At 64.8% G+C, this 15,949-nt stretch carries 11 protein-coding genes; 1 reads left to right on the forward strand and 10 read right to left on the reverse strand.

From position 1 onward, the window contains the following. Nucleotides 1-47: 47 nt before the first annotated feature. The 7 genes from WC729_RS09510 to WC729_RS09540 all read right to left on the reverse strand — a co-directional run bounded on the left by WC729_RS09510 (nt 48) and on the right by WC729_RS09540 (nt 11,772). Complete coding sequence (locus WC729_RS09510) at nt 48-983, reverse strand: DUF2493 domain-containing protein (protein ID WP_372851979.1); 936 nt, start codon at nt 981-983, stop codon at nt 48-50. Between the two features lie 316 nt (nt 984-1,299). Next, complete coding sequence (locus WC729_RS09515) at nt 1,300-2,352, reverse strand: toprim domain-containing protein (protein ID WP_372851980.1); 1,053 nt, start codon at nt 2,350-2,352, stop codon at nt 1,300-1,302. 11 nt (nt 2,353-2,363) lie between these two features. Next, the gene (locus WC729_RS09520) at nt 2,364-6,725 is read right to left on the reverse strand and encodes a strawberry notch-like NTP hydrolase domain-containing protein (RefSeq protein ID WP_372851982.1); all 4,362 of its coding nucleotides are present in this window, start codon (nt 6,723-6,725) and stop codon (nt 2,364-2,366) included. Nucleotides 6,726-7,103: 378 nt separating this feature from the next. Then, nucleotides 7,104-7,484, reverse strand: a complete 381-nt coding sequence (locus WC729_RS09525; protein WP_372851984.1) for a tautomerase family protein — start codon at nt 7,482-7,484, stop codon at nt 7,104-7,106. Between the two features lie 203 nt (nt 7,485-7,687). Continuing rightward, nucleotides 7,688-9,838: a ParB/RepB/Spo0J family partition protein gene (locus WC729_RS09530; RefSeq protein ID WP_372851986.1), complete on the reverse strand. Its 2,151-nt coding sequence runs from the start codon at nt 9,836-9,838 to the stop codon at nt 7,688-7,690. Next, the gene (locus WC729_RS09535; protein WP_372851988.1) at nt 9,808-10,599 is read right to left on the reverse strand and encodes a zincin-like metallopeptidase domain-containing protein; all 792 of its coding nucleotides are present in this window, start codon (nt 10,597-10,599) and stop codon (nt 9,808-9,810) included. The genes WC729_RS09530 and WC729_RS09535 overlap by 31 nt, the downstream gene beginning before the upstream one ends. Before the next feature lie 216 nt (nt 10,600-10,815). Further along, a complete protein-coding gene (locus tag WC729_RS09540) occupies nt 10,816-11,772 on the reverse strand; it encodes a tol-pal system YbgF family protein (protein WP_372851990.1) in 957 nt (318 codons plus the stop codon). A gap of 152 nt (nt 11,773-11,924) precedes the next feature. On the opposite strand from WC729_RS09540, the gene WC729_RS09545 reads away from it, so the two are divergent. Beyond that, the gene (locus WC729_RS09545) at nt 11,925-12,221 is read left to right on the forward strand and encodes a helix-turn-helix transcriptional regulator (RefSeq protein ID WP_372851992.1); all 297 of its coding nucleotides are present in this window, start codon (nt 11,925-11,927) and stop codon (nt 12,219-12,221) included. Here the strand turns inward: WC729_RS09545 and WC729_RS09550 are convergent. The 3 genes from WC729_RS09550 to WC729_RS09560 form a co-directional block, all read right to left on the reverse strand. Continuing rightward, on the reverse strand, nt 12,175-13,431 hold the full coding sequence (locus WC729_RS09550; RefSeq protein WP_372853292.1) for a tyrosine-type recombinase/integrase: 1,257 nt from the start codon (nt 13,429-13,431) through the stop codon (nt 12,175-12,177). The two genes, WC729_RS09545 and WC729_RS09550, sit on opposite strands and share 47 nt — an antisense overlap. Nucleotides 13,432-13,723: 292 nt before the next feature. Continuing rightward, nucleotides 13,724-15,280, reverse strand: a complete 1,557-nt coding sequence (guaA, locus tag WC729_RS09555) for a glutamine-hydrolyzing GMP synthase (protein ID WP_372851994.1) — start codon at nt 15,278-15,280, stop codon at nt 13,724-13,726. 59 nt (nt 15,281-15,339) lie between these two features. Next, nucleotides 15,340-15,855, reverse strand: a complete 516-nt coding sequence (locus tag WC729_RS09560) for a hypothetical protein (RefSeq protein ID WP_372851996.1) — start codon at nt 15,853-15,855, stop codon at nt 15,340-15,342. Between the last annotated feature and the right edge of the window lie 94 nt (nt 15,856-15,949).

The raw sequence follows: 15,949 nt of genomic DNA on the forward strand, positions 1-15,949 counted from the left end.
GAGCTCCAGATGCCTTCAGCCAAATCCAGTTGTTGACCAGGTTCCGATCACCCTCCTCCCTTCGGGCGATAATCCATCGGACGAATACCCATCGCCCTTGCCTTGTCGGCGAGATTGTCCTGGATGCCGGTGCCCGGAAAGATGATCACACCGATCGGAAGAACCGCCAGCATCGCATCGTTGCGCTTGAACGGCGCTGCCTTGTTGTGTCGTGCCCAGTCGGGCTTGAACGCGATCTGGGTAACCTTACGCGCATCGGCCCAGCACGCAGCGATACGTTCTCCGCCAGTGGTAGAACCGCCGTGCAGGAGCACCATGCCGGGGTGCTTGGCATGGACCCTGTCCAGCACCTGCCAGATCAACTGGTGATCGTTGAACGCATTGCCCGCAGTGAACGCGATCTTCGGCCCGGCCGGTATCAACACCTCGCGGTCGGCCAGCCGACGTGCGCTGATGAAATCGCGGCTGTCGATCATCGAAGCGGTCAGCGCCTTGCGATTGGCGACCGAACCCGAGCGCGGCGTCCAGGGCTTGCGGAAATGCAGGTTGAACTGCTCGATGGCAACCTCGCGGAAAAACTCCATCGTGTCGCGGCGCTCCAAGATCGTCGTGCCTTCGCGCAACAGCCGCTCCAGTTCGACCGATTTGACCTCCGAGCCGTCCTGCTCGCGCTGGCTGGCGCGCTGCGCCACCTCGTTATCGTCGAGCTCACGTTCGACCCGCTCGACCGCGCGGTGGAACACATTGGTCACGCCCCAGAGCAGATCCTCGAGATCGGGTTCGATCCGTGTGTCGTGCAGCGCCGAGACGAATGCGTCGAAGGTGTCGACCACCGCACCGATCGCCATCTGGTCCTCGGGGAGCGGTCGGGGATCCGGCTCGTCGGAGAATGGCCGGTAAGCGTAGAGCGACAATTCCTGGAGAATGACGCTCGTGGGGGACTCCTGATGCTCGGGTTCGTGATCGTCGTGATCGGTTGTCATGATGCTGCCCTTCGATATCGAGCCGCGCCCATCGCGGCCTTCGCAGGCGACGAAAGACGGCGGGCGGACCGGACCTGCATCCGAAGGGCCCGAGCGAAGCGGGGGACGGCGGGCGAGGCTTTCTTGCCTCGCGAGGAATGACGGCGCAGCCGACAGGGGAAGAAAGGTGAAGACCGCGGTTGCGGGGCAGGGACGTTTGCCGTCCCGATCGCCCTCTCAGAAGGCCGAGAGCGCGGCTTGGTATCGAACCCCCGGCATCATCTCAGCGATCCCGGCGCAGGACGAACCTGGATGCCCTGCCCCGCCACTGCGCCGTTCAACCCGGAGGTACGAGATATCGGTTTCCGTCGTCGCTCATGAGCTGCTCCCGCACGGCCGCGCACAGGCGTGCATCTCCCAGGAGTTGGAGATCCTCGTTGAAGTCGCCGAACAGTGGTGACAGCGGAACGACCTCGATCCCGGCTGCCATGGCGCGCCCGGTCAATGCCCCCAGCGCCGCATTACCGGCGGGGTCGTCGTCCCGGGCGACATAGAGACGCCGCAAGGTCGCCGGGAACAGGATGCCGGCAAGATGGGCGGACGACAGACCGGCGATCATCGGCATGGCGGGCATGATCGATCGCAGCGAACCCATGGTCTCGATCCCTTCCCCCGCCGCCATCACCTCGCCCGCAACGCCGAACCGAACGCCGTGACCAAGGAGATTCCCCATCGCACGCCTCGGGGTCGCAATCGGCGCCTTCTCGAACGTCGCAGGATCGAGCCAGGTGCGATGGACGCCGGTCATGGTGCCATCGCCATCGGTCACGGCAGCGATCATCGCCGGCCAGGCGGCCCTCGTGCCGGCCGCATCGTCCTCGGACGGCCGGTAATAGCAATGCGGATGGAAGCGCAGCATGTCGTGCCCGCGCAAGTCGGCAAGCCCGCGTTTGCGCAGATACGCTTCCACGATCGTCCCGGTGATCGGCTTTGATGCGGCGAACAACCGGCGCGCTGCTTCGGGAGTGCCCGTAGGCACCTTCCCGAGGCGAGGACGTGGCACGTCGGCTGACGGCTCGGGCAAGGGCATGCTGAGAAAGCGCCGTGCCTCGTCCAGCGCGTCGCGTAACTGATCATGGCCACCCGACAATGCAATGATATCGAGCAGGTCGCCATGCTCACCAGTCGCGGCGTCGGTCCATTTGCCAGCCGCGCCACGTCCATCCGGCGATGCGGCGAGACGGACATAAAGGCTGCGGCCGGGCGTATTGCGAGCGTCGCCAACAAGCCAGTAGCGGCCTTCGCGACGCCCTTGCGAGAGATAGCGACGGCACACCGCCTCGGCATGGGAAGCGAGGCGGTGGGCGATGTCGGTGGCGGGCTTGTCCATGGGGCGCATCCTCAAGCGGCTTTCGCCGGGTTGCGCTCGGCGACCTTCCGGAGCGGATATCGCTCCAACAGCCGCGCGAGCGCATCCGCGCCGTCGGCCCCCGTCGGCACGAACAGCCGCAGTTTCCACGACACGATCTCCGAGATCAAGCCGAACGCCTTCAACCGCTGCAGCGCGAGATCGTCAAAGCCGGTCAATTCGATCCGGTGGACGCCCATCGCGCGAACCCGGGTGAGGACCTGCCCTTCGGCGAGATGAAGCGAGACGTCCCCTGCCAGCAGCATCGGCCAGGCCTGCTGCGCCGAGAGCGCGGGCACATCCACATCAAGCGTCGCCGCGACCCAGGCGGGTGAGACACGCCGTCCGACGACGCGCTCGCCGTCATCGGTCTGGAGGCGATAGACGCGCGAAGACTGCTTGGGCAGGCGTTTCCAGATCGGGAGAAGGAGGCCGGCGACGATATGCATGGTGCTCGTCTCGAATTCGGGAATCGTCGCGAGCTCGGCATGCCATGCAGCGGCGAACGCTGCCGGGTCTGCCTTTTCCCACTGGGTTTCGGCCATGGCGCCCAGCGGCATAGTCGGTGCCTCCATCGGGCGGACCAGCCGCACCCGCCGTTCGAGACTGCCGTCATCGAGCAACAGGCTGCGCGACGGCAGCTGCACGGCTGCGCGGCCCGACTTTGCATTCACCAGCAACAAGACATCCGCACCCTTGCCGCGATCCAGCGCCTGGTCGAGCTGGAGCGGCTGATTGCGATCCTGCCGCTCGATCGTCAGCAGCGCTGTCTCAGCGCCGGTGCCCGGATGAGCGTAGATCGTCCGGCGATCGGAGATGACGAAGCTCTCCGCCATCAGCGTTTCCAGGCCAATCTCATAGACCCCGCTGGCAATCGCGCCCTCGACGCGGGCGGCAAGCAGGCCTTCAAATGCCGTGAACAGGACATCCTGCAGGGCAATGGTCAGCGCCAGCATGCGATTGAGGAAGGTGGTGATCGGCGGCAGTTCGTCCCTCAGACCACCTTCGTCGGTCAGCGAAAGACCGGTCGCCTGCTCGAACAGCATGAGCGGGCAGCCCTCGACCTTGCCCGCCACCAGCAGACTGTAGAGCTGCCGCAACGCGTCGCGGGCATAATGGGATTCCAGATTGTCCTCGGGCCGGAACATGTTCTGCCCGCCGGTCTGGCGCTGGCCGCGCGTGATCGCGCCCATCGTGTCGAGACGCCGGGCGATGGTCGAGATGAAGCGCTTCTGCGCCTTCACATTGGTGGACACCGGCCTGAACCGCGGCGGCTGTGCCTGGTTGGTGCGGTTGGTCCGCCCGAATCCCTGAATGGCGCTGTCCGCCTTCCAGCCGGATTCGAGGAGATAATGAACACGCAGCCGCTGGTTCACCACCCCCAGATCGGCGTGATAGGAACGGCCGGTGCCACCGGCATCGGAGAAGATCAGGATACGCTTCGAGTCATCCATGAATGCCTGGGTCTCGCCGAGATTGGCGGACCCTGGCCGGTTCTCGACGGCGAAGCGCACCCCGCCATCGTCGTCGCGTTTCGCCACGATCCGGCGCGTGCGGCCAGTTACTTCAGCAACCAGGTCCGTCCCGAAGCGGTGGAGGATCTGGTCGAGTGCGGCCGGCACGGGCGGCAAGGCGGCCAGATGCTCGATCATCCGGTGCCGGCGCTCGACCGCATCGCGGCATTCGGCCGGCTGGCCATCGATATAGACGGGCCGCGAGAAGAGATTGCCCTCCCCGTCACTGAACGGCTCATAAAGCTGCACCGGAAAGCTGTGCGCGAGATAGTCGAGCACATATTCGCGCGGCGTGATGTCGACCTGGACATCGCCCCATTCATCGGTCGGGATTTCGGCAAGGCGCCGCTCCATCAGCGCCTCGCCGGTCGAGACGATCTGGACGACCGCAGCATGCCCCTCGGCAAGGTCGCGCTCGACGCTCGCCACGAGGCTCGGCGTCTGCATCGCGGTGATCAGATGATTGAAGAAGCGCTGCTTGGCGCTTTCGAACGCCGACCGTGCGGCCGATTTGGCCTGGCCGTTGAGAGTACCCGTCGCGCCCGTGACATTCGCCGCCTCGAGCGCGGCGCTGAGGTTGTTGTGGATCACCTGGAATGCGCCGGCATAGGCGTCGTAGATACGAACCTGCTCCGGTGTCAGATCATGCTCGAGCAGTTCATATTCGACACCGTCGAACGAGAGCGAGCGCGCCGCGTAAAGGCCGAGCGCCTTCAGGTCGCGGGCCAGCACCTCCATCGCCGCGACACCGCCATCCTCGATCGCCGCGACGAATTCAGCACGCGTGGCGAACGGGAAATCCTCGCCGCCCCACAGGCCGAGCCGCTGCGCATAAGCGAGATTCTGCACCGTGGTCGCGCCGGTCGCCGAGACATAGACGATCCGCGCGTTTGGCAAGGCATGTTGCAGCCGGAGGCCGGCACGGCCCTGCTGCGACGGCGTCTGGTCGCCGCGCTCGCCCTTGCCGCCGGCTGCATTGGCCATCGCATGCGCCTCGTCGAAGATGATCACACCGTCGAAATCCGCGCCCAGCCAGTCGACAATCTGCTGGAGCCGACTCACTTTCTCGCCGCGATCCTGCGAGCGGAGCGTGGCATAGGTCGTGAACAATACGCCCTCTGCCAGCCGGACCGGCGTTCCCTGACGGAAGCGCGACAGCGGCGTGACCAGCAGCCGCTCCTGTCCGAGCGCCGACCAGTCGCGCTGCGCATCCTCGAGCAGCTTGTCGGACTTGCTGATCCAGAGCGCACGCCGGCGACCCTTCAACCAGTTGTCGAGAATGATGCCCGCGACCTGACGCCCCTTGCCTGCACCGGTGCCGTCGCCGAGAAAAAAGCCGCGCCGGAAGCGAACGCTCCGGTCGGCATCGTCACGCGCGGCCGAGATGACACCCCAGGTCGCATCGACCGACCATGCACCCGTCAGAAAGCCGTCATGGGCTTCGCCCGCGTAAATGACGGTCTCAAGCTGGGCGTCCGACAGCAGCCCATCGACAACGAGCCCCGCGGGGAACTGCGGCCGATAGGACGGCCTGGGCGGTGCGACCGACGCCATCGCCGCCGACTGAACCAGCGGGGTCGGATGCGGTTTCGCATCAGGGATCCGGACGGACTGGAGCATGTGAGGCTCGTAGATCGCATCAGTCAGGCGTTCAGAGTCCGACGGCGCCCAATCGATCGTTTCATAGGTGAGCTCGACGGCGTGGGCCGCGTCTTGCGTCGCGATCGCGGCAGCGCTTGCGGCACGACCCGACAAAGCTTCCCGCGCCGCCGCTCGGCCAGCAGGCATAATCGGCAAGGCAGATGATGGGGCAGTCGGCGCGGGTGCGCGCGGCGGAACCAGTTCGCGAACCCAGGCCAGCAGCGTTGCGGCATCCGCCGCGGTCCCGGGCGATGCGGGAAAGATATGAGGATCGTCGGCGGGAAGGCGATCGATGACGGTCAGCCGCGTGTCGACGCTGGTGCCGTGTCGCGCATAGACGCGGCCGTCGATCGCTGCCGAGAAGACGATGCGTCCGCGGCCCTGCAGTGTCGCGAATGCCTCGGCCCAGGTCGGGTTGAAGGGGGAGCAGGCGGCACCGGTCACGACGACGAGGCGGCCACCGGGTGCCAGTCGGGCAAGCGCTGACGAGATGTGGCGGAGCGCGGCATCCTTCATCGCCCTGCCGACATGGGCGACCGCCGAGAAAGGCGGATTCATCAGCACAACGGTCGGCTTGATCGACACTGCGAGGTAATCGTCAATGTTCGCCGCGTCATGACGCGTAACGGTGATGCCGCGAAAGAGGCGCGCGAGCAGTTCGGCTCTTGTCTCGCCCAGTTCGTTGAGGATCAGCCGCCCACCGGCTGCCTCAGCGTGGACTGCAAGGAGGCCCGTGCCGGCCGAAGGCTCGAGCACCAGTTCGTCCGGCCGGATCGATGCCGCAGTAGCCGCAACGAAGGCGAGGCCCGCTGGCGTGCTGAACTGCTGCAACGCCTGACTCGTCTCCGAGCGGCGGGTGTGAGACGGCAATAGCGCGGACAGCTTTTCGATCATGCCGAGGGAAGCGGCCGGCGATGTGGCATTACGGAACATCGCCTTTCCGTATTTGCGCAGGAACAGAACCTGCGCGGACTCCCCGGCGTCATAGGCGAGCTTCCAGTCCCAAAGCCCCTCTGCATCCGAGCCGCTGAATGCGGACTCCATGGCAGCGCGCAGCATCGAGGCGTTGATGACACGGCCATGTTCGAGCTCGGCGAGGATCGTCTGGCCGGCGCGGAAAAGCGCGTCGGCCGTGGCGGCGAAGCCACTGGTCGCGGGCGGATACAATGGCGCGCGCGGCGAGGGAGCAGTGTCGTCCAAGGAAAGTCTCCGGGAGAGCGTGGGAAGGAGGACGCCTGCCGGGCCACTCTCTCTCGCCCGCCCAGGCTCGCTCCTTCCGGGCTCACCTCTCCCTCTGGCAGGATCGCGGTCACGCGGTCCCTGCCATTGCATGACGACAGGTCACGATCAGTCCTTCGCGCGGGCCGGTGCCGGAAAGGGCATCAGGGGCGAAGCTGCCACCATGTCTGCAATCGGGCACCGGCCGGGAAAGATGTCGTTACATCCGCAGCGCCGACCCAAGCGTTTGAATCGAAGCACCGCGACATCCATCGGCCTGGCCCGCCAGATCGTCGAACGATGCGCGATCACACGCCGCGACTGATCGAGCATGGTCGCGGGGCCCTGCCCCCTTTCGCCTCAAGCGTATTGGGCGAGGCCGTGGCCGAGGGACCAATTCTCCTTCGCGACCTCGACAAGGTTCACGAACACGTCCTCCGGCCGGATGCCGGGGCTTTCCCCGAGCAGCTCCGCGATCCGCCGAAACAGCGCCTTCTTCTGCTCCACCGTGCGCGTATTGTTTGCGGCAATCTGGATGAACACGAGCTCGTCGCTTCGGGCGATGCCAAGATAGGACGCGCCGTAACGGAAATTTGCAGCGTCATGCTCCGTGATGGTCATGAACTGGTCATCTTCCGGCACGTCGAACGTATCGCGCAGCGCTTGGTAAAGGCTGTCGAAGATCGCTTGCCGGTAAATCTCGGGCTTTCCGGCGCGCAGTGAAATATGAAGCAGCGGCATCGCCGGCCCTTTCGTTCTGAGAGAATGCCGACCGGAGTTAATGACGCCCAATGCAGATTTGAACCATCTGCAACGCCTGAAAGCGATCGATCGCGTTTCCTGGTCAGCCTCTCGCCGGCCGTCTGACGAGGGGAGACGGGCGCTCGATATGAATTGGGGATGATGGGCGGGGCGACCGTGGCCGCCCCGCCGATGCGACCGCATTATTCGGCGGCGACCGCATATTCTGGCGGAATGTCGCCCTCGCCGGCGGGAGGCTCCTCCCCTGCATCGAGAAAGGCAGGAAGCAGGTCCGATTCACTTTCTGCGTCCGCGACTGGTCGCGCCTCGGGATCGGCGGGACGTTCGATCACGGGGGTACGCAGCGGTTCGGGAAGCCAGCCCGAATCGTCCAGCAGGCGCGCGGCCTCGCGTGCCATGTCGCCTTTCTTCAGATGGTCGATCAGGCCGGCGGTCTGCTCGCCCTTTGCCTCGGTCACCGCTTCGAGAATGCGCGGCTTGGTCACACGGCCGAGATAATTATCGACCGTTGGCTTCCAGCCGGCCGACACCATGTCGAGCCCGACCGTGCGTGCCAGGATGTGGCTGTGCTCGAGCCGTCGCTCGACCGCGTGCGCCGAGACCCGACCATCATATCGGCTGGTCGGTTCCCACAGCGCGTTGACGCCGTACGCCGCGCAATGCGCAAACAGCGCGGCCTGATCCTCACTGTCGAACAAGGCCAGGGCGTCCCAAAGATCCTTGTCGGATTCCGGCAGCCGATCTTCCCACAGCTTGTGCCGTGCGCCGATCGACTTCGCCGAAGGGCTGTCCTTCATGCCAGGCTCCTGGTGCGGGAAGGTCGCCCGATTGATCGAGATCCCAAGGCAGGATTCTCGGCTGGCATAGTAGAAGATCGACAGCGCCATCGCATGCAGGACAGCCATGAAGGCAATCGAGGGGCTGGCCGCGAACGCGTCGCGCAGGGCAAGTGTGCGATACGCCGTCAACTCGCCGATCAGGCGATCCGGCAGCGGTCTGACGACCTCGTCGTCATCCTCCCCCGCGTCCGCGCCGATAGTGACCGTAGCGCCTTGGGCCGGGCCATCCGGCTGTTGCGGCCCGTAGGACATAACCGCCGACGTTTCCCCGCCCTCGATCCGATCCGCCGCATCCGACGGCAACTCGTCCTCGGGCCGGACGAAACCCCGCTCTATATAGAGCGCTCCATCGTGATCGAGGCTCACAAACGCACCGGCACGCGCCATCTCAGCCGGATCATAGACGACAGGCCGTTCGAGGATCCTGGCGAGCTCGTCATCGATCGCCTCTATCCTGGCCTCGACTTCGTCGGGGATGTCGGTGGCATTTTCATATTGCGCCTCGATCGCATCGGCCTCGGCCTTCAGCGCATCGATCCGTTCCTGCTCTGCCGCGCTGATCTCGGCTTGGGCCCCCTCGATCTCGCGCAACCCATCGGTTTCGCCATAGGCAAAGTCCGTCGCCACCGCGACCCACTTCCAGCCTTCGGCACCGATCCGCTCGCCCTCGGCGCCGAGCTTTTCGACAACGAGCTGGTCGAGCAGGGGGATGTCCTGGAGCCAGCCGCCATTGTCGGCCTCGAACAGGTCGCGCATGACGGCTCCGCCTGCTGCGAGATAGGCATCGAGCCCGACGAACTGCACACGCCGGTCCGACGCGCGCACCGTATCCTCGGTCAGTTTCTGCCGGATATAGCCGCCGCTCTTGTTCCAGCTATGCTGGAGCAAATCCCAGACCTGTTCCTGCCGCGCGCGGTTTTCGCACACCGAAAAGGCCATCAGCTGTTCAAGCGTCATGCCGTCCTCGGCATAGATCTCGTGCAGTTTGGGCGAGACGGATGCGAGGCGCAGGCGCTGCCGGACCACGGCGGGCGTCGTCATGAAATGGGCAGCAACCGCGTCGATGTCCGAGCCCTGGTCGACCAGGGCCTTCATGGCGCGGAACTGGTCGAGCGGATGGAGCTGCTCGCGATGGGTGTTCTCCGCGAGCGAATCCTCCTCGGCGGTCGGATCGCCGTCGTTCACAGTTACCCGGACGACGCACGGAATGGGGGCGTTGCGGGCGAGACGCTTCTGGGTCACGAGCAGTTCCAGCGCGCGGTAGCGCCGGCCGCCGGCCGGCACCTCGAACATGCCGGTTTCCTGACCTTCGCCGTCCAGCACGGGCCGGACATTGAGGCTCTGGAGAAGGGTACGGCGGACGATGTCCTCGGCAAGCGCGCCGATCGAGACGCCGGACTTGATCCGGCGCACGTTTGACTGGCTGAGGATGAGCTTGTCGAAGGGAATATCCCGCGACGGGCTCAGAACGAGCTTGAGATTGGGCTTTGCCATGTAGGGTCTCCATGACGGACCGCCGGGAGACTCTCTCTCGGCCCGAAGCCCGTCACGAGGCCGGAGGCCCATCTCTCCCTCTCCTCCCGACGTTTCCGCCGGCGAGACGCCGCAGCGAGCGCAGCCTCTTCACGCTCGGCCGCCGCTGCTTCCGCCTCCATCCGGTCGGAAGCCGCAGCCTGGGCGTCGTGGCGCGCGAACAGATAGGCTGCGGCGGCGCCGGCGGCCCGCACGGCATGGCCGAAGATCCGGTCGTCGGCCCGCAACAGATCGATCCAGCGTTCGACGCTGTCGGGATGACGGAGCGACGGCGCGATACCGAGCGAAGCACAGACGGAGGCGGCGGCCATCTCGGCGATCAGATCCTCAACGCCGTGCCCGATCGATCCGAAAACCAGCGGCAGCTCCCGATCGAGGCGGGATGGATGGCCGGTCGCATGGATGAGTTCGTGGATCCAGTCGCGCAGGTGATCAGCCGGATCGCAGCCACGCCAGTCCGACAAGGCGATCATGTCGTCGCCAGGACTGTAGAATGTCCGTATCGCGCCAAGTCGGAAGTCGATGCCCGTCGCGGCGAACAGGTCGAGGAACGCGGCTTCGACATCGCCGCCATTGCGGCACCGAATGTCTGTCGCGTCCGGGGTATCGCGGTTGAGCCAGGGTATCTCTCCCCGCTCCAGCTGCGCCAGAACCTGCTCGTTGCTGGGGTCAAACAGATAATCCGGACCGGGCACGCGCCGGTGGATGAATGCGTGGGCCATCGCGGTTCTCCGCGACGGGTCCGGGCCGGGCCACTCCCGATCCCTCAACCCGTCACGGCCGACCCGGCCATCCCTCTTCCTCTCGGGGCGTTGCGGGGTATCCCCGCAGAAGGGGTATGCCGGGGCCCTGGGCCCGGCATCAGGGGAAAGCCTTCCCCATTCACGCTTTTTTTTGAAATCCGTCGCGGGCGAGCGTCATAGACGCCGCGTGATCGGTCACATACCCAGCGTCCTGGCCAAAGCCGCGGCCCGCTTCGCCACGCCGGTCTTGGGGTTGATCGCCAGCGCCTGCCGATAGGCCGTGAGCGCGGCGCGATCATCGCCCGCCTGCTCCTCGATCTCGCCGAGCAATCGCAAGCTGTCGGCCTTGAAGCGGTCGTCGGGGTTATCGATCGCCGTGTTCGCGCCGCGGCGAAGGTCGTCGAAATTCAGGCCTGTCACGGCCTCCCCTTCCTTCAAGGCGTCCCGAATGACGTAGTAAGTGCCGCGCGCGACTTCCCCCCGATACCATTTACGCCGGTCGATAAAGTCGCCCTGCAGCGAATAGTCGATCGGCGCGCGGTCGCGACGCAGCATCCGCACCCGATCCCCGCCTGCCGGGAACTCATACGCATCCGCCCAGCCAGATTGCGGCGACCAGCTTGCAACCTCCTGTCCTGCGACAAGATCGAACACGCACAGAATCGAACTGTCCGAAGAGCCCGGGGCATTGCAGGTTTGGCTAACGGCGAGACGGCCGTCGTCCGACAACCCATTGTTGAGCAAGTTGGCGGTGAAATGGCGCGAGAGAATCTCGCGGCCATCGGGTGCAAAGGCATGGAAGGTGCCTGCTAGCTCCTCACTCGAACCCCAGTCATTGAGGATGAAGACGCCGTCATTAGCGACCTTGCCATCCTGCGGCCGCGCCATGGCTTCGTCGAGGACCAAGCGCCGATTGTCGAGCAGCACATACCGGCCACCCTGGAGAACATCATTGAGTATATAGCGGTCGCGCCACAGCAGCGTGAAGCGCCCATTGGGCGATTGCGCGCATTGACCGGTAAAGTCGATCTCGCGAACCGACACGATATGTCCGCCGTAACGCTCGACGGTTAGGCGATCTCGTTGGGGCTTCACGGGCACCGACACCTTCGTGGTCGGAGTCGCCGCGTCGATGCCGAGCAGCTTTCTCAACCAGGTCATGCCATCCCCTCTCCCCCCGTTGCGAGCCGGGTCCGCCTTGTGCTTCTATTTGCACGCCAGCGTACGCCCTGAGCTTTATGGGCTTCCGTTGCGGGAGGACAATCGGCTTCAATCGCCAGCGATCAAAAGAACGGAGACATCCGATGGCGCATGGCGAACCACTACCGATCAGGCGCACCATTCGCCGGGCACAACTTCGCGACATGGTGCCGCTGGCCGACAGCACCATCTGGGAGATGGAGCAGCGCGGTGAGTTCCCGCTGCGCTTCGCGTTGTCGCCGCGATGCGTCGTCTGGGACCTGGCTGAGGTTGAAGCCTGGCTTCAGGCGCGCAGGTCGAGACCCGTGGGCCGAGCGTTCACGCCCAACCCTAAAAACCGGCGCGCAGGCCCAGTCAAAGGCGCGGGTCAGCCTCATATAGCGGCATCGAGGGAGGAATGAGCGTCGGGACATACCGCTGGCCGGCGACCCATGCATCGATGAGATTCGACCATTCCTGCATCATGTGCCGGCGCTGAATCTCATATTCGGCCTTGTTATAGACCCCCCGCGACGATCGCCCGTCTTCATGGGCAAGGCACTTTTCAACCCAGTCGCTGTTGAACCCAAGTTCGTTCAGGAGCGTCGAGCCGGTACGCCGCAGGTCGTGGACCGTGAAAGGCTCAAGGGGGAGCCCTTCGGTCTTCGCGCGCTCCACAACCGAATAGGTAACGCGATTGAACGTGGCCCGCGACATCGGCGCATCGGCATCATAGCGCGACGGCAGCAGATAGCGTGAATTGCCGGCACAGGTCTTCAGCGCGATCATGATGTCGAGTGCCTGGGTCGAGAGATAGACATTATGCGCCTTGCTGCGCTTCATGCGCTCCGCAGGGATCGTCCAGACGGCGTTCTCAAAATCCACCTCGTCCCAAATGGCATCCTGCAGCTCGCTCTTGCGCACCATCGTCATCAGAAAGAGCCGCATCCCCAATCGTATCGTCGGCAGGGTCGCGACGTGATCCAGCTGCTTGAGCATGAGCCGAATTTCGGTCGGCGACAGCGAGCGGTCCTTCGCCACAAAGGTGGCAATCGACGCCGGACCGACCTCGTCGGCGGGATTGTCGACTTTCTCGCCGTACAGCTTGGCGAAGGCGTAGATTTGTTTGGCAATATCGCGCGCGTGGATCGCTGTCGCCGGCGCACCGCGCTCCACGATGGCGAGACATAGCTCGCGAAGGTCGCCCGGCATGATCTCGGTCAACAGGCGCTTGCGCCAAACGGGGAGCAATTCGCGTTCGAAGATCGCACGCCGCATCGCGCGGGTGCTCTCCGCCATGACAGCGGTCTTGAGATATTTCTCGCCGAACTCCCCGAAGCTCTTCGCTTCCTTCATGCGACGCTTGTCGCGCTGCTTCTCGATTGCCGGCGATTTGCCTTCATTGATCGTCCGGCGCGCGTCGATGCAAAGCTCGCGCGCCCGTGCCAGCGACAACCCGCTCGGCCCGTATTTCCCGAGCGTCAGCGTCTCGCGCCGACCATTCATTCGGTAGTCGAGCTTGAACGACAACGTACCGTTGGTGGTGACCAGCACATACATCGCGTCCCGGTCGGTGACCTTGTACGGCTTATCCCTTGGTTTCAGTGATTTAAGTGCAGCATCCGTCAGCATATTGCCCTTCTCCGCGAAAAAGACCGTCACCCTCAAAACACACGTCTCCCGCAAGGAAATCGCTTTCCTTTCAGATGGTTACGCGACCAAAAAGACCGTCACTTGTGTTTGAGAGCCTGACGGTACTTCGAAAAGCGACGCCGTCAACAGGGGGGCGCAACCGTCAGCACCGCCGTCAGGCGCGAATGCTGCCTACCGAACGTCCCCGAACGTACTCGATAAGAAATAATTATTTTATAAACACTTACGAGCAGAACCCCGATCGTAGTCGGAGGTCTTCAAACGCTCCGAATCATTCCCACTCGATCGTCCCGGGTGGCTTCGACGTATAGTCGTAGGTCACCCGGTTGATGCCCTTCACTTCGTTCACGATGCGCGTCGCGACGCGCGGAAGGAAGTCGCCGGGGAACTGGAAGGCGGCCGCGGTCATGCCGTCGGTCGAGGTGACCGCGCGGAGCGCCAGCACATTGTCATAGGTGCGGCCGTCGCCCATCACGCCGACGCTGCGCACCGGGAGCAGCACGGCGAAGGCCTGCCAGATCGTGTCGTAGAGCCCCGCTGCGCGGATTTCCTCGAGATAGATGGCGTCGGCCTTGCGCAAGATGTCGCAGCGCTCCTTGGTCACCTCGCCGGGGATGCGGATGGCGAGGCCGGGTCCCGGGAACGGGTGACGACCGACGAAGATCTCGGGCAGGCCGAGTTCGCGGCCGAGCGCGCGAACCTCGTCCTTGAACAGCTCGCGCAGCGGCTCGACCAGCTTCATGTTCATGCGTTCGGGCAGACCGCCGACATTGTGATGGCTCTTGATCGTGACCGAAGGACCGCCAGTGAAGCTGACGCTTTCGATCACATCCGGGTAGAGCGTGCCCTGGGCGAGGAAATCGGCCCCGCCGATCTTGCGCGCTTCCTCTTCGAACAGGTCGATGAACGCGCCGCCGATGAACTTGCGCTTCTTCTCCGGATCCGTGAGCCCGGCCAGGCCGCCAAGGAACCGCTCTTCCGCGTTCACATGGACCAGCGGGATGTTGTAATGGTTGCGGAACAGGGTGACGACCTGGTCCGCCTCGCCCGTGCGCATGAGGCCGTGGTCGACGAACACGCAGGTGAGCTGCTCGCCGATCGCCTCGTGGATCAGCACGGCGGCCACCGCTGAATCGACGCCGCCGGACAGGCCGCAGATCACCTTGCCCTTGCCGACCTGGGCGCGGATGTCGGCGATCTTGGCGGCGCGGAACTCGGCCATGGTCCATTCGCCGGACAGGCCGCAGACGTGGCGGGCGAAATTGGCGATCAGCTTGGCGCCGTCGGGCGTGTGGACGACCTCGGGATGGAACTGCATCGCGTAATAATGGCGCTCATCGTCAGCGATGATCGCATAGGGCGCGCCCTTGCTGGCGGCGACCGGACGGAAGCCGGGGGCAAGCGCGGTAACCTTGTCGCCGTGACTCATCCAGACCTGATGGTTCTCGCCTTTGCTCCACAGGCCGTCGAACAGCGCGCAGCTGTCGGTCACCTCGATCACGGCGCTGCCGAACTCGCCGCTGTCGCCCAGGGTGACGGTGCCGCCGAGCTGCGCCATCAGCACCTGCTGGCCGTAGCAGATGCCCATGATCGGCAGGCCGCTATCGAGGATTTCCTGCGGGACGCGAGGGCTGCCCTCTTCCAGCACGGAAGCCGGGCTGCCGGACAGGATGACGCCCTTGGGCTGCATCCGGGCAAAGGCTTCGGCGGCGGAGTTGAACGGGGCGATCTCGCTATAGACCCCCGCTTCACGGACGCGGCGGGCGATGAGCTGAGTCACCTGGCTGCCGAAATCGACGATGAGGATCGAGTCGCTGGGCTGTGTCATGCGGCCAGATAGCAGATGCGGCCCGGGGGGGAAGCCCCGCCAGGGCAGTGGCGCGGCGTTTAGTTCGCCGCGACCGCCGGGCCGTCGATCGTCACCTGCTCCACGCCGCGCTCGCCGACGCGGCAGGTGAAGTCGCGATGCTCCGACGCAGTGTCGCGATAATCCTCACGCAGGCCGAGCGTGCCGCGAATGATCCAGTCGGACGCGACCGCATCGACGATCGTCACCTTGTCGATCTTGGCGATGCGGGCGTAGCGGCGCCCTTCCGATTCGGCGGACGAGACGCAGGCGTCGACCGCGGCTTCCTCATCGGTGCGGGCTACCGAGACGGTGCGGTTTCCTTCCTCGGGTCCGATGACGGGAGTCGGCTCGACCTCCTCGGGCGCCTTCTTCTTGCCGGCACCCGACAGGATCGCGAACAAGCCGCCAGCCAATACCGCGCCGAGCAGCACGTCGCCGCCATCGATCCGGTCATTATTGTTGTGGCGGCGGTGGCGCTCCGCCTGGGCGGGGACTGAAGTGAGGCTCATCGCCACCAGCGCGGTCGCCGCGACTGCCTTGCCGAAAATCGTCATGTCCCCGTCCCTTTCGATTCGATGTCGTACCGATAGGTGAGTCGTGCTGTCGCGTCGATGAACCGCCCGCTTGGACAGAGCGCGCGCAACGTGC

Origin of the sequence: Sphingomonas sp., assembly GCF_041661825.1 — a bacterium.
In the GTDB taxonomy this organism is placed as follows: Bacteria; Pseudomonadota; Alphaproteobacteria; order Sphingomonadales; family Sphingomonadaceae; genus Sphingomonas.

Excerpts from the sequence above, each read along its gene's own strand:
- WC729_RS09510 (WP_372851979.1), bottom strand. The coding sequence starts at position 983 with ATGACAACCGATCACGACGATCACGAACCCGAGCATCAGGAGTCCCCC.
- WC729_RS09515 (WP_372851980.1), bottom strand. The coding sequence starts at position 2,352 with ATGGACAAGCCCGCCACCGACATCGCCCACCGCCTCGCTTCCCATGCC.
- WC729_RS09525 (WP_372851984.1), bottom strand. The coding sequence starts at position 7,484 with ATGCCGCTGCTTCATATTTCACTGCGCGCCGGAAAGCCCGAGATTTAC.
- WC729_RS09530 (WP_372851986.1), bottom strand. The coding sequence starts at position 9,838 with ATGGCAAAGCCCAATCTCAAGCTCGTTCTGAGCCCGTCGCGGGATATT.
- WC729_RS09535 (WP_372851988.1), bottom strand. The coding sequence starts at position 10,599 with ATGGCCCACGCATTCATCCACCGGCGCGTGCCCGGTCCGGATTATCTG.
- WC729_RS09545 (WP_372851992.1), top strand. The coding sequence starts at position 11,925 with ATGGCGCATGGCGAACCACTACCGATCAGGCGCACCATTCGCCGGGCA.
- WC729_RS09550 (WP_372853292.1), bottom strand. The coding sequence starts at position 13,431 with ATGCTGACGGATGCTGCACTTAAATCACTGAAACCAAGGGATAAGCCG.
- guaA (WP_372851994.1), bottom strand. The coding sequence starts at position 15,280 with ATGACACAGCCCAGCGACTCGATCCTCATCGTCGATTTCGGCAGCCAG.
- WC729_RS09560 (WP_372851996.1), bottom strand. The coding sequence starts at position 15,855 with ATGACGATTTTCGGCAAGGCAGTCGCGGCGACCGCGCTGGTGGCGATG.